A 13,091-nucleotide genomic window follows, 5' to 3' on the forward strand; every position below is an offset into this window, starting at 1 on the left:
GCCGGCGCGCAGGCCGGGCGCGCGCGGGTGCTGGAGCTCGAGGCGGCCATGGCCGCCGCCGGCCAGGCGCGGGCGCGCGCCGAGAAGGACCTGGCGGCGCGGGCGGCCGAGGCGGCCCGGCGGCTGGACCAGCTCGGCGCCGAGCGGCGCGAGGCGGAGGGGCGCGCCGCGCGCGCGGTGGAGGAGGCGCAGGCGCGCTTCCGCGAGGAGCTGCAGCGGCGCGACCAGGCGCGGGCCCAGGAGCTGGCGCGCCTTCAGGCGGCGCTGCAGGAGCGGGCGCGGCGGGAGAAGGCGCTGGAGCTCGAGGTGGCGCGGCTGCGCGGCGGGCGGAACGTGGCCACCCCGGCCGCCTCCGGCGTGGCGCCGGCCGAGGCCGCGCCGGCCGCGGTGAAGGATCCGGTCAAGTAGCGGACGCAGCCCGGCGCGCCGGGCAGGGTGGGGCGCGGCGCAGCCCGGTTTCTAGGCGTCCGCCTCGGCGTCGGCGGTGGTGCGCACGTCGCGGCGCCGGCCGGGGTGGACGCGCATCCCGGCCTCGTGCGCGCGGACGGCGTCGCGCCCGGCGCGCTTCGCCGCGTAGAGCGCGGCGTCGGCGGCGTCGATGAGCGCGCCGAGGTCCCGGGCGTCGTCGGGCCACACCGCCACGCCCACCGAGATGGTCACGTGGCCGCGCTCCGACGCCTCGTGCGGGAGCGCCGCGGCCTCCACCGCCTGCCGGAGCTTCTCGGCCGCGAGCAGCGCCGCCCCGCGGTCGGCGCGCGGGAAGATCACCGCGAACTCCTCGCCGCCGTAGCGGGCCACCAGGTCCACCTTGCGGACCGCGCCCGCGAGCAGCTCCGCCACGCGGCGCAGGATGCCGTCGCCGGCGGCGTGCCCGAACGCCTCGTTGAACTGCTTGAAGCGGTCCACGTCCACCAGGGCCAGCGCCATGGTGTGGTCGAAGCGCTCGCAGCGCTCCCGCTCCATGTCGAGCCGCGCGAACAGGCTGCGCCGGTTGTGCACGCCGGTGAGCGCGTCGCTCTGCGAGAGCCGGACCATCTTCTGGTGCAGCCGGGCGTTCTCGATGGCGAGCGCGGCCTGCCCGGCGACCGACTCGAGCAGCCGGACCTCGTCGGGCGGGAACGCGTCCGTGGCGGGGCGGAAGAACGCCAGCACGCCGGCGCAGTCCTCGCGGTGGATCATGGGGACGGCCAGGATCGAGCCCTGCGCCTCGCCCTGCCAGGCCAGCACCGGCCGGCGCGGGTCGGCGCCGGTGTCCTTGACGAGCACGGTGGCGCGCTCGCGGACCGCCCAGCCGGCCGGGCCCTCGCCTGCCCGGATGCGGACGCCGTTCGCGGACTCCGGCAGCCCGGACACGCTCCGCACCACCAGATCGCCGGTGCCCTCCTCGGCGAGCAGCAGCGCGAACGCGTGGTCGCCGAGCCCCCGGCCGACCAGCTCGGTGAGCGTCGCCACCAGCCGGTCCAGCTCGAGCGTCCCGCCCAGCCGCCGCGCCAGGTCGAACAGGAGCGTCAGCTCCTTCACGCGCGCCTCCAGCTGCGCGGTGAGGACCCGCTCGCGCTCGTCCTCGATGCGGCGGGCGTGCAGGTCGGTGAGCGCGGCCAGGGTGGTGTTGAACGTCTCCGCCACCATCCCCAGCTCGTCCGGGCCCTCCACCGGCAGGCGGTAGAGGTAGTCGCCCTCGCGCACGTGGCGCAGGCCGGCGGCCAGGCGCTGGAGCGGCTGCTCGATCACCCAGCGCATGGCCAGCGCGAAGGTGACCCACATCAGCGCGCCGAACAGCAGGACCGCCAGCACCGCGATGCCGTAGACCGGCTCGAGGTCCGGCGCGGCGAAGCGGGTCCGGTGCCGCAGCCAGAGCACCAGGGCCAGCGTGAACGCCAGCGAGGGGAGCCCCACCGCGACGAGCAGCTTGCGGCCGAGGGAGCGTCGGATCGAGCGGAGCATGGGCAGAACCGGCAATCGTAGTGCCCGCGCGGGAGGCGATCAAGGACCGCGCGTCCCCGGCCCGGGCGCCCTCTGGTATGAGAGCGGGATGGACCTCGTGCGCTCGGCGCTCCTGGCGGCCTGGCCGCACGGCTTCACCACCCGCGCCGGCGGCGCCTCGCCCCCGCCCTGGGACGCGCTGAACCTGGGCGGCGCGGTGGGGGACGACCCGGCGCGCGTGGCCGAGAACTGGCGGCGGCTGGAGGCGGCCACCGGCCTCGGCTTCGCCCGGGTGCGGCAGGTGCACGGCGCGCGGGCGGTGCGGCTCGACGCGCCCTGCGCGCCCGCGGAGGAGGCCGACGCGGTCGTGTCGCTCCGCGCCGGCGTGGCCGCCTGCGTCTCGGTGGCCGACTGCGTGCCGGTGCTGCTGGCGGACCCGGACGGCGGGGCCGTGGCGGCGGTGCACGCCGGCTGGCGCGGGACGCTCGCCGGCGCGGCGGGGGAGGGGGTGCGGGCGCTGTGCCGCGAGGCCGGGGCGCGCCCGGAGCGGCTGCTCGCCGCCATCGGCCCGTCCATCGGCCCCTGCTGCTACGAGGTCTCGCCGGAGCTGGCCGCGCGCTTCGCCGCCGCGCTCGGGCCGGGCGTGGTCCGCGACGGGCCGGCCCCGCACCTCGACCTCTGGGAGGCGAACCGGGCGGTGCTGCTCGAGGCCGGGGTGCGCCCGGAGCGCGTCGATCGGCTGGATCGCTGCACCGCCTGCGAGCCGGCCCGGTTCTTCTCCCACCGGCGCGACGCCGGGCGCACGGGTCGGCAGATCGCCTTCATCGCCCCACCCGGCCCGATGCCGGGGACGGCCCCCCTTCCTTGACGGGGCGGCGGAGTCACCTAGAATTTCCCGGATCTTGAGACCCTTCGTGCGAGAGGCCTCGGCGGCCCTGCTCCTCGTCGCCGGCTGCGCCGGCGGCGCCGTCTCGCGCGAGGACGTGGACGGGCTCCGCGGCGAGCTGCGCGCGCTCCGGCGCGAGAACGAGGAGCTGTCCCGGCGCGTCGAGGCGCTCTCCGGCCAGGTGGACGCGCTGGCGGCCCGCGCCCGCGCCGCCCCGGCGCGCCCGGCCTCGACCCCGATCCCGCCGCGCCCCGCGCCGAGCCGCGCCCGGTCGACCCCGAGCCCTCCGGCTTCGTGTCCGCGGCGCCGGTGGTGCCGCCGGACCTCCAGGTGGTGAAGCTCGCGCCCCCGCGCGCGAGCCCGGCGCGCTCGGCGCGCGCGGCCCCGCCGGTGCCCACCGCGGTGCGCATCGCCGAGCCGGATCCCGCGCGCCTCGACGCCCTGGCCCTGCCGGGCGGCCGCGGGATCGCGGCGGAGGCCGACGGCGAGCTGCGCGCGGCGCGCCGCAAGGGCGGGCTGGATCGGGCCCACGCGCTCGAGGACTTCACCGCCCGCTACCCGCGCCACCCCGCCGCCGACAACGCGCTGCTCGAGTCGGCGGAGGCGTACGCCGCGGCCGGGCGCAACGAGGCCGCGTGCGCGCTGGTGCGCCGGACCGCCGACGAGTACCCGGCGGGCGACGCCATGAGCGCCGCGCTGGAGCGGCTCGCCGCGTGCGCCGCCCGGCTCGGGCGCGCCGACGAGGAGCGCAGCCTCCTCCGGCGGCTCGTCGACGATTACCCGGGGACCCCGGCCGCGCAGCGCGCGGGCGGACGCCTCGGCCAACTCTCCGCGCGGGCCGGCGATGCGTCGCCGGCCGCCGCGCCGACAAGGAGCGCTCCATGATCCGCAAGCACGTCGTCGCCCTGCTGGCCCTCGTCCCGGCCGCCGCGCTCGCCCAGGCCGGCGCGCTGGACGCGGCCCGCGGCACCCAGGCCACCTCGGACCAGGGGAACGCGCGGGTGGAGCAGGCCATCGACGCCGCCACCGGCGCGACCGCCGCGCCGGCGGACGCGCCGCCGGCGGGCGACGCGGTGCCGATCGCGGCCGAGCCCGAGGGCACCCCGCCCATCGAGCTGGGCGCCGCGCCCGAGGCCGTCCCCGCCGCCGGCGGCGCCGGGACCCCGGAGACGTACACGGTCCGCGAGGGCGACACGCTCTGGGACATCTCCGGCCGCTTCCTCTCGAACCCCTGGTACTGGCCCAAGATCTGGTCCTACAACCCGGAGATCACCAACCCGCACTGGATCTACCCGGGCAACCTGCTCCGCTTCTACCCGTTCGCCGACGAGGCGCCCGCGCGCGTCGAGGCGGTGGCCGGCGTGGACGAGGTGGAGGAGGAGCCCGCGCCGGTGCGCGAGCTGGAGGACTTCTCCCGCGCCGACATGAACGCCCCGGCCTCGGCCGAGGAGCAGGACGCGGTGGCGGTCTCGGGCCCGTACAAGATCGGCTTCGTCCCGTCCAGGCAGCGCTACGCGCTGCACGAGAGCTTCGTCACGCCGCGCGAGCTGGACGAGTCGGGCGCCATCGAGGCCGCGTTCGAGGAGAAGCTGATGCTCTCCTCGCTCGACAAGGGCTACGCGCACTTCAAGCGCGCGGCCGGCGTGAAGCCCGGCGAGACGTACGTGGTCTACAAGACCGAGCGCCCGATCCGGCACCCGATCACGAAGGAGCTGTTCGGCTACCAGACCCGCATCCTCGGCTCGGCCAAGGTGGTGGCGGTGGACGACAAGGCCGCCACGCTGGTGATCGCGAGCGCGAACGACGTCATCGAGCGCGGCGCGCTGCTCGGGCCCTGGACGGACAAGGTGTTCCGCCCGGTGAACCCGCGCGCCAACCAGCGCGACCTGCACGGCGTGATCATCGCCTCCCCGGTGTCGGTCGTGACCCAGTTCGCCGAGCACCAGGTGGTGTTCGTGGACCGCGGCAGCGCCGACGGGGTCCAGACCGGCAACAGCCTCAAGGTGGTCCGTTCGGGCGACCTGTACGGCCTGGAGCCGAACGCGGTCCCGAACGACCCGGCCCTCCCCAAGGAGGACGTGGGCGACCTGCTGGTCATCGACGCGCGCGAGCACGCCTCGGCCGCGCTGGTGACGCGCAGCCGCGTCGAGCTGCTCGTGGGCGACCGCTTCGAGATGCGGACCGCGCGCGCGCTCCCCCAGTAGGCGGCGGGGCGGCCGCTGGCCGTCCGGCGGCCGGGAGGGCGGGGGATTGCCCCGTCTTCCCGGGGTGTTTTCGTGCACGCCCCATGCATGCGTCCGGGCGGCCTTGCTTGACGCTGTGGGACCCCACGGGTATATGGCCCGCCTTCACAGCGTCTCATCGCGGCAACCACTTGTCCCTCGACGCGCGCACCCTCCGGCCCGGAGACGGCCACTATCCCGAGCGCCTGGCGCGCCTCGCGGACGCGCCTCGCGAGCTCCGGGTGCGCGGCGAGCTGGGGACGGCGGCCTGCAGCGTCGCGCTGGTGGGCGCCCGGGCGACCGACGAGTACGGCGAGCTGCTGGCCCGCGACCTGGCGGCCGGGCTGGCGCGGGCCGGGGTGTCGGTGATCTCGGGCGGCGCGGCGGGCGTGGACGGCGCGGCCCACCGCGGCGCGCTCGAGGCCGGGGGCCACACCGTCGCGGTGCTGGGCACCGGCGTGGACGTGGCCTACCCGGCCCAGAACCGCGCGCTCTTCGCGCGCATCCTGGAGTCGGGCGGGGCGCTCGTGTCGGAGCTACCGGACGGGAGCCGCGGGCTGCCGTACCACTTCCCGGCCCGCAACCGGATCATCGCGGCGCTGGCCGACGCGGTGGTGGTGGTGCGGGCGCGCCAGGGGAGCGGCTCGCTCATCACCGCGTCCTGGGCCCGCGCGCAGGGCGTGAAGGTGTTCGCGGTGCCCGGCGACGTGCGCGACGCGCTGTCCGCGGGGCCGCTGGCGCTGCTGCGCGAGGGCGCCGCGGTGGCGGCGAGCGCCGCGGACGTGCTGGCGGGGCTGGGCCTCGCGGCGCCCGCGCCGGTCCAGGCGACGCTGCCCGCGCTCGACGACCGGGGCTCGGCCCTGCTCCGGGCGCTGGGGCGGCGGCCGCGCCACGCCGACGAGCTCGCCCGCGAGGCGGGCATCCCGGTGGGAGCCGCGCTGGCGGGGCTCCTGACGCTCGAGCTGGAAGGTCTGTGCGAGCAGCGGCCGGGCCATTACTTTCTGCGCCGCAGTCGAGAGGGGATCTAAAGGATGGCGAGAGAGCCGAAGACGGGCGTGGCCGCGGTGAAGAAGGCGAAGGCCGCGGCGGCCCCGAAGGAGGCGGCCGCAGCCGCAGGGGCGGACGCGCCGAAGGCCCCCCGCCGCGCAGCGCGCAAGACGTCCACCGGGACCAGCCTGGTGGTGGTGGAGTCGCCCGCCAAGGCGAAGACCATCAAGAAGTACCTGGGGCGGTCGTTCGACGTGAAGGCGTCGGTCGGCCACGTGAAGGACCTGCCCAAGTCGAAGATCGGCGTGGACGTCGAGAAGGGCTTCCTCCCCGAGTACGACGTCATCAAGGGGAAGGCCAAGGTCCTCTCGGAGATCAAGCGCGCCGCGCGGACCGCCGACCACGTCTTCCTCGCGACCGACCCCGATCGCGAGGGCGAGGCCATCGCCTGGCACATCTCCGAGGAGCTCGGCGCGGAGGGCGGCGACGCCCGGGTGCGCCGCGTGCTCTTCAACGAGATCACCAAGACGGCCATCCAGAAGGCCATCGAGAAGCCGCTCGACCTCGACCGCAAGAAGTTCGACTCGCAGCAGGCCCGCCGGATCCTCGACCGGCTCGTCGGCTACCAGATCAGCCCCATCCTCTGGAAGAAGGTCCGCCGCGGCCTGTCCGCCGGGCGGGTGCAGTCGGTGGCGGTCCGCCTGGTGGTGGAGCGCGAGCGCGAGATCGAGGCGTTCGTGCCGGTGGAGTACTGGTCGCTCGACGCCGACCTCGCCGCCCAGGTCCCGCCCGACTTCCGCGCCAAGATCTTCAAGGTGGACGGCCAGAAGGCCGACCTGAAGCAGGGCGAGGAGACGCAGGCGCTGGTGAAGGACCTGGAGGGCGCCCGGTTCGTGGTCGCCTCGGTGGACCGCAAGGAGCGCAAGCGCAACCCGCCGCCGCCCTTCACCACCGCGAAGCTGCAGCAGGAGGCGGCGAACCGCCTCGGCTTCAGCCCGAAGAAGACCATGACGCTGGCGCAGCGCCTGTACGAGGGCGTCGAGCTCGGCGACGAGGGGGCCATCGGCCTCATCACGTACATGCGCACCGACTCGGTGCGGCTCGCCACCGAGGCGGTGGACGCGGTGCGCGCCCACATCCAGCAGGCGTACGGGAAGGACCACCTGCCGGAGCAGGCCAACGTCTACAAGACCAAGGCGAAGGCCGCGCAGGAGGCGCACGAGGCGGTGCGCCCCACCTCGCTGGAGTGGACGCCCGATCGCGTGGCGCCGTTCTTCGACGAGATGGGCGAGCGCGACATGTACCGGCTCTACGAGCTCATCTGGAACCGCTTCGTGGCCTGCCAGATGGTCCCGGCCGTGTACGACCAGACCTCCGCCGACATCGCCGCCAGCCGCGCCGTGTTCCGGGCCACCGGGTCGATCCTCAAGTTCCCCGGCTACCTCGCGGTCTACGGCGCGAAGCCGCCCGAGGAGGAGGCCGGCGCCGAGGAGGAGAAGACGAACGGCGACGCCGCCGAGCCGGCGGCCCGCGCCGAGGACCGCCAGCTCCCGCCGCTCGAGGCCGGGATGGAGCTGCGCCTGCTGAAGCTGCTGCCCGAGCAGCACTTCACCCAGCCGCCGCCGCGCTTCAACGAGTCCTCGCTGGTGAAGGAGATGGAGGAGCGCGGCATCGGCCGGCCCTCCACCTACGCGGCCATCCTCGACACGATCCAGGAGAAGGGCTACGTCGAGAAGCTCGAGAAGCAGTTCAAGCCGACCCACCTCGGCGTGCTGGTGACCGACGAGCTGGTGCGAGCCTTCCCCCGCGAGATGGACATCGCCTTCACCGCCGGGATGGAGGAGAAGCTCGACGGCATCGAGGAGGGCAACGCCGGCTGGCAGCAGGTGCTGGAGGAGTTCTACTCCAAGTTCAAGGAGGACCTCGCGAAGGCGGACGAGGCCATGCGCAACGTGAAGGCGCAGGCCATCGAGACCGACATCACCTGCGAGAAGTGCGGCCAGCACAAGATGGTCATCAAGTGGGGCCGCAACGGCGAGTTCCTGGCCTGCCCCGGGTACCCGGAGTGCCGGAACACGATGAACTTCCGGCGCGAGGACGGGAACATCGTCCCGGAGAAGGAGGAGGACGTCCCGGTCGAGGACAAGTGCCCGGAGTGCGGCGCCGACATGGTGATGAAGCGCGGCCGCTTCGGCCGGTTCCTCGCCTGCACCCGCTACCCGGACTGCAAGGGCACCAAGCCCGTCTCGATCGGCGTGACCTGCCCGAAGGGCTGCGGCGGCTACATCAGCGAGAAGCGCTCCCGCCGCGGGAAGACGTTCTACGGCTGCTCGTCCTACCCGAAGTGCGACTTCGTGGCCTGGGACCGCCCGCGCAACGAGACCTGCCCGCAATGCGGCAGCGCCTACCTGCTCGACAAGTACTCGAAGAAGACCGGGCCGTTCGTCGCCTGCCCGAACAAGGAGTGCGGCTACCGGCGCGAGGCCGAGCCGCGCGAGGGCGGGGCGGGGGCGGCGCGCGCCGAGCCGGCCAAGGCGTAGCGAGCGCAGCGCCCCGGGGCCGCCGCGGACACGCGAAGGCCGGCGCCGGGGCTCCCCCGGGCCGGCCTCCGGCGCGCCCGGCCTCACATCGTGGGCGGCTCGCCCTGGAGCGCGAACTGCGCCCGCTCGCGGCGCTGCGCGCACTCGGTGCAGAGCAGCGCGTAGGGCAGGGCGGCGAGGCGGCGCGGGTCGATCTCCTGCTCGCAGTCGCGGCAGATGCCGTACTCCCCCGCGTCCACGCGCGCGAGGGCGGCGTCGATCAGCAGCAGCTCCCGGCGCTGGTTCTCGCCGAGGCGCGCCAGCGTGTACTGCTCGTGCTCGGCCTGCGCGCCCTCCTCGAACTCGGGATCGCGGTCCGCCGCCCGCAGCGCGTCGAGCTCGGCGCTCGCGCGTCGCGAGGTCTCGAGCAGCGTGCGGCGCCGCCGGAGCAGCTCCGCCCGCAGCGCTCCAAGGTCCCTGTCGCTCACGTTGCGTTCCTTTCGCAGCGGGGATAGATGGAGCGCGCCCGGCCCGGCCATCCCCTCCGCCGCCGCCTCGTCCCGGGCCGTGCGCGCTCCTCGTGACGTTGCGCACCCTCCGGGCGCGCGGCCAGGACGGTCGGCCGGACGGGGCGACGGAGAGCGCCTGCAGGGCAGGCGACCAGCCGGGGCACGGCGGAGACGGAAGGGGCGCATGGGCGACACGCGGGTGACCGTGATCGGGGGAGGCCTGGCGGGGAGCGAGGCGGCGTGGCAGCTCGCGCGCGCCGGCGTCGCGGTCGAGCTGGTCGAGATGAAGCCCGAGCGCCGCTCGCCGGCGCACGTCCTGCCCGGCCTGGCCGAGCTGGTCTGCTCCAACTCGCTCCGCTCCGACAACCCGCACAACGCCGTCGGCCTGCTCCACGAGGAGCTGCGCCGCCTCGGCAGCCTCGTGCTCGGCTGCGCGGACGCGACGCGCGTGCCGGCCGGCGACGCGCTCGCGGTGGACCGGGAGCGGTTCAGCGAGGCGGTCACGGCGCGGCTCTCGGGCGACGCCGCCGTGCGGATCGTCCACCGCGAGGTGGAGGACCTGCCGCCGCCCCCCGGGCTGGCGGTGATCGCCACCGGCCCGCTCACCGGCGACGCGCTCGCGGCGCGCCTCGCCGAGGCCACCGGCGGGCGGCTGCACTTCTACGACGCCATCGCGCCCATCGTGGCGGCGGAGTCGATCGACCGGAGCATCGCGTACGCGCGCTCCCGCTACGGCAAGGGGAGCGGCGACGACTACCTGAACCTGCCGCTCGACGAGGCGCAGTACCACGCGTTCGTGGACGCGCTGCTCCAGGGCGAGAAGGTGCCCGCGCACGGGTTCGAGGAGCCGCGCTACTTCGAGGGCTGCCTGCCGATCGAGGTGATGGCGGAGCGCGGGACGGAGGTCCTCGCCCACGGCCCGCTCAAGCCGGTGGGGCTCGAGGACCCGCGCACCGGGCGCCGGCCGCACGCGGTGGTGCAGCTGCGCCGCGAGGACGTCGAGGGCACCGCCTGGAACCTGGTGGGCTTTCAGACGCGCCTCACCTGGCCGGAGCAGCGCCGCATCTTCCGCGCGTTCCTCCCCGGCCTCGCGAACGCCGAGTTCGTCCGGCTCGGCCAGATCCACCGCAACACGTTCGTGGACGCCCCCCGCGTCCTCGCGCCGGACCTGTCGGTGCGCGCCGCCCCGCACCTGTTCCTGGCCGGGCAGATCACCGGGGTGGAGGGGTACGTGGAGTCGGCCGCGTGCGGGCTGATGGCGGCGCGGGCGGTGCTGGACCGGCTGGCGGGCCGGGCCTTCCGGCCGCCGCCCGCGGCGACCGCCCTGGGCGCCCTCCATCGACATCTCACCGGCGAGGCGCATCCGCCGGGGTACGATTACCAGCCGACGAACGTGGTCTTCGCGCTGTTCCCCCCGCTCACCGGGCGCTTCCGCGGCAAGGCCGGCCGCAAGGAGGCCCACGTGGAGCGGGCGCGCAAGGAGCTGGCACCGTGGATCGACACCGCACCGCCCACCGCCGTCCCCGTTCCCGCCGCGGGCTGACCCGCGCCGCCGCGCTGGCGCTCGCGCTCGCCGCCGCGTCCTGCACCGCGAAGAAGGAGCCGGAGGCCGCCGGCGGGGGCGCGCCGGGGCGCGCCCTGCTGCGCGGCCCGGTGCGCGCCGTGAAGGCCTCGGCGGACGGCGCCTGGCTGGCGGTGCTCGAGGGCTGCAACGAGGCGCGCGGCCAGTTCCTGCCGCCGCGCACCGCGAGCTGCGACCTGCGGCTGGTGCCGAGCGCGGGCGGGGAGGCGCGCCGGGTGGCGGGCGCGGTCACCACGCTCCCGCACGGCCTGCTCTGGAGCCCCGCCGGCGCGACGCTCGCGGCGCTGGGCGAGTACGACTACCCGGCCGCGCGCGGCACGCTGGTGGTGGTGCGGGCGGGCGGGGCGCCGCGGACGCTCGGGACGGCGGTGTCGTTCGCCGGCTTCGCGCCCGGGACCGAGGACCTGCTGTTCGTCGCCGACGGCCGGCTGCTCGTGTCGCGCGGCGGCGGCGAGCCCGAGCCGGTGGCGGGGCTGGACCGGGTGGGCTCGCTCGAGGCCGGGCCGGGCTGGGGCGGCGGGGAGGGGCCGGCGCTGCTGGTGCGCCAGGGCGCGTCGGCCGGCGCGGCGCTGTCGGCCGTCGGGGCGGACGGGCGGGCGCGCCGCGTGGCGGAGCGGAGCGGGGACTACGCGCTCGCGCCGGGCGGCGCGTACGCGTACACCGTGCAGGACGGGGGCGGCTACGCGCTCCACCTGGCCGGCCCGCGCCAGGCCGTGCTCGGCAAGGACGTGCAGGTGTTCGCGTTCTCGCGCGACGGCCGCGCCCTCGCGTTCCTGGCGGACGCGACCCCCGGGAAGCAGGGCGACCTGCACCTGGCCCTGGTGGCGAAGCCCGGCGACGCGGTGCTCGCGCGCGAGGTGGGCGAGCTGCGCTGGGCGCAGCGGGCGCCGCGGCTCGCCTGGCTGGAGCGGTTCGACGCCCGGGTCCGGTCCGGCACCGCCGGCGCGGGCGGGATCGACCTGCCGTCGCGCACCTACGGCGCGAACGTGACCGACCTCGAGCTCTCCGCCGACGGCAAGCGCCTCGCGTTCCTGCAGCACACCACCCGCGGCGGCTACTCGGTGGACCTCATGCTCGCGCAGCTCGACGCGCCCCCGGGCACCGCCGCGGTCCAGGTGGCGCAGGGCGCGTTCGGCTTCTCCTTCTCGCCGGACGCGCGCTGGCTCTACTACCGGACCCGCTGCGTCCGGAACGGCGAGGGCTGCGACGTGGAGCGCATCCCGGCCGAGGGGCTCGCCGCCGGCGCGAGGCCGGAGCGGGTGGCGGACGGGGCGAAGAGCTTCGAGTACGACCCGCGCGATCCCGGGCGGCTGCTGGTCACCTGGCAGCGCATGGACCGCGACGCGCTCGACGTCGCCGTCTGGAAGGACGGGAGGCTGACGCGGGTGGACACCTACGTGCTGCCCGGCTCGGCCCAGTTCCTCGGCCCGGACTCGCGCCGCCTCGCCTACGCCGTCATCCACGAGAAGCGCCAGGGCGCCTACGTGGCCGAGCTGCCGCGGTAGCCGCCCGCCAGGAACTGTCGCCCGGGGCCGCGCGGTGGTAGGCGATCCCCGATGACGCCCGACGCGGCCGCCCCGACCGAGCTGCCGGAGGAGCTCCGGCGCTTCGACGCGTACCTCGCGTCGGAGAAGCGGGCCTCGCCGCACACGCGCAAGGCGTACCAGGTGGACCTGGCCCAGTACGCGGCCTACCTCGCCGACCAGGGACAGCCGCTCGTGCCGTCCTCGCCCGCGCTGGTGCGGGGCTTCCTGGCGCGCCAGGCCGGCGCGGCCGGGGCGGTGAGCCTCGGCCGCAAGCTCTCCGCGCTCCGCTCGCTCTACCGCTTCCTGGTGCGCGAGGGGCTGGCGCCCGGGAACCCGGCGCGCGCGGTGGCCAGCCCGAAGCGGCCGAAGCGCCTGCCGGAGGTGCTGCCCGAGGAGGAGGTCGCGGCGCTGGTGGAGACGCCGGACGCCGACACGGAGGCGCCGCTCGCGCTGCGCGACCGCGCGTTCCTGGAGCTGCTGTACGGGAGCGGGCTGCGCGTCTCCGAGCTGACCGGCCTCGACCTCGAGGACCTCGACCTCGCCGGCGGGCTGGTGCGCGTGCTCGGCAAGCGGAACAAGGAGCGCATCGTGCCGTTCGGCGCCCCGGCCGCGGAGGCGCTCCGGCGCTACCTGGACGGCGCGCGACCGGTGCTGGCCGCGGGGCCGGACCACGCCCGCGCCGGGGAGGCGCTGTTCCTGAACTTCCGCGGCGGCCGCCTCACCAGCCGCTCGGTGGCGCGCCGCCTGGACGGCTGGGTGCTCGCCTCCGGCCTGCCGCGCCACGTGCACCCGCACGTGCTGCGCCACTGCTTCGCCACGCACCTGCTCGGGAACGGCGCCGACCTGCGCGGCATCCAGGAGCTGCTCGGGCACGCCTCGCTCTCCACCACGCAGCGCTACACGCACCTCGACTGGAAGCGGCTCGCGGCGGTCTACG

Annotated in this window: 11 protein-coding genes and 1 pseudogene; 10 read left to right on the forward strand and 2 right to left on the reverse strand. The window is 76.1% G+C overall.

Annotation, left to right across the window (positions count from 1 at the left end; all coding sequences use genetic code 11):
• A pseudogene (locus tag PSR1_RS15900) lies at positions 1–408 on the forward strand (hypothetical protein); the annotation flags it as partial.
• A 51-nt stretch (positions 409–459) separates the two neighbouring features.
• On the opposite strand, the gene PSR1_RS15905 reads toward PSR1_RS15900, so the two are convergent.
• Positions 460–1,944, reverse strand: a complete 1,485-nt coding sequence (locus PSR1_RS15905) for a diguanylate cyclase (protein WP_059438470.1) — start codon at positions 1,942–1,944, stop codon at positions 460–462.
• Positions 1,945–2,032: 88 nt separating this feature from the next.
• Here PSR1_RS15905 and pgeF point away from each other — a divergent pair, with 88 nt between their 5' ends.
• The 6 genes from pgeF (at position 2,033) to topA (ending at position 8,558) form a co-directional block, all read left to right on the forward strand.
• Positions 2,033–2,791 carry a peptidoglycan editing factor PgeF gene (gene pgeF / locus PSR1_RS15910; protein WP_059438471.1) on the forward strand — a complete coding sequence of 253 codons (759 nt, stop codon included), beginning with the start codon at positions 2,033–2,035 and terminating at the stop codon, positions 2,789–2,791.
• 34 nt (positions 2,792–2,825) lie between these two features.
• Complete coding sequence (locus PSR1_RS24605; protein ID WP_237758044.1) at positions 2,826–3,146, forward strand: hypothetical protein; 321 nt, start codon at positions 2,826–2,828, stop codon at positions 3,144–3,146.
• Entirely contained in the window at positions 3,104–3,694 is a 591-nt protein-coding gene (locus PSR1_RS15915; RefSeq protein ID WP_237758046.1) for a tol-pal system YbgF family protein, read from the forward strand. The genes PSR1_RS24605 and PSR1_RS15915 overlap by 43 nt, the downstream gene beginning before the upstream one ends.
• A complete protein-coding gene (locus PSR1_RS15920; protein ID WP_059438472.1) occupies positions 3,691–5,013 on the forward strand; it encodes a LysM peptidoglycan-binding domain-containing protein in 1,323 nt (440 codons plus the stop codon). Before PSR1_RS15915 ends, PSR1_RS15920 begins: the two co-directional genes overlap by 4 nt.
• A gap of 170 nt (positions 5,014–5,183) precedes the next feature.
• The gene (dprA, locus tag PSR1_RS15925; RefSeq protein ID WP_237758051.1) at positions 5,184–6,059 is read left to right on the forward strand and encodes a DNA-processing protein DprA; all 876 of its coding nucleotides are present in this window, start codon (positions 5,184–5,186) and stop codon (positions 6,057–6,059) included.
• Positions 6,060–6,062: 3 nt separating this feature from the next.
• On the forward strand, positions 6,063–8,558 hold the full coding sequence (topA, locus tag PSR1_RS15930; RefSeq protein ID WP_059438474.1) for a type I DNA topoisomerase: 2,496 nt from the start codon (positions 6,063–6,065) through the stop codon (positions 8,556–8,558).
• A gap of 83 nt (positions 8,559–8,641) precedes the next feature.
• Here topA and PSR1_RS15935 read toward each other — a convergent pair whose 3' ends face one another.
• Positions 8,642–9,076 (reverse strand): TraR/DksA family transcriptional regulator, encoded by a 435-nt coding sequence (locus tag PSR1_RS15935; RefSeq protein ID WP_059438475.1) that lies wholly within the window; start codon positions 9,074–9,076, stop codon positions 8,642–8,644.
• Positions 9,077–9,230: 154 nt separating this feature from the next.
• Between PSR1_RS15935 and trmFO the strand changes: the two genes are divergently transcribed.
• The 3 genes from trmFO to PSR1_RS15950 form a co-directional block, all read left to right on the forward strand.
• Positions 9,231–10,589, forward strand: a complete 1,359-nt coding sequence (gene trmFO / locus PSR1_RS15940; RefSeq protein ID WP_059438476.1) for a methylenetetrahydrofolate--tRNA-(uracil(54)-C(5))-methyltransferase (FADH(2)-oxidizing) TrmFO — start codon at positions 9,231–9,233, stop codon at positions 10,587–10,589.
• Positions 10,538–12,133, forward strand: coding sequence for a hypothetical protein (locus PSR1_RS15945; protein WP_059438477.1), 1,596 nt, complete (start codon positions 10,538–10,540; stop codon positions 12,131–12,133). Before trmFO ends, PSR1_RS15945 begins: the two co-directional genes overlap by 52 nt.
• 51 nt (positions 12,134–12,184) lie before the next feature.
• Positions 12,185–13,091 (forward strand): tyrosine recombinase XerC (locus PSR1_RS15950; protein WP_059438478.1); only part of this gene is annotated, 907 nt, incomplete at its 3' end.

Origin of the sequence: Anaeromyxobacter sp. PSR-1 (assembly GCF_000964525.1) — a bacterium.
Taxonomy (GTDB): Bacteria; Myxococcota; Myxococcia; order Myxococcales; family Anaeromyxobacteraceae; genus Anaeromyxobacter.

Bases quoted from the DNA above. Each gene is read 5' to 3' on its own strand.
- PSR1_RS15905 (WP_059438470.1), bottom strand. From the start codon at position 1,944: ATGCTCCGCTCGATCCGACGCTCCCTCGGCCGCAAGCTGCTCGTCGCG.
- pgeF (WP_059438471.1), top strand. From the start codon at position 2,033: ATGGACCTCGTGCGCTCGGCGCTCCTGGCGGCCTGGCCGCACGGCTTC.
- PSR1_RS15920 (WP_059438472.1), top strand. From the start codon at position 3,691: ATGATCCGCAAGCACGTCGTCGCCCTGCTGGCCCTCGTCCCGGCCGCC.
- topA (WP_059438474.1), top strand. From the start codon at position 6,063: ATGGCGAGAGAGCCGAAGACGGGCGTGGCCGCGGTGAAGAAGGCGAAG.
- PSR1_RS15935 (WP_059438475.1), bottom strand. From the start codon at position 9,076: ATGGCCGGGCCGGGCGCGCTCCATCTATCCCCGCTGCGAAAGGAACGC.
- trmFO (WP_059438476.1), top strand. From the start codon at position 9,231: ATGGGCGACACGCGGGTGACCGTGATCGGGGGAGGCCTGGCGGGGAGC.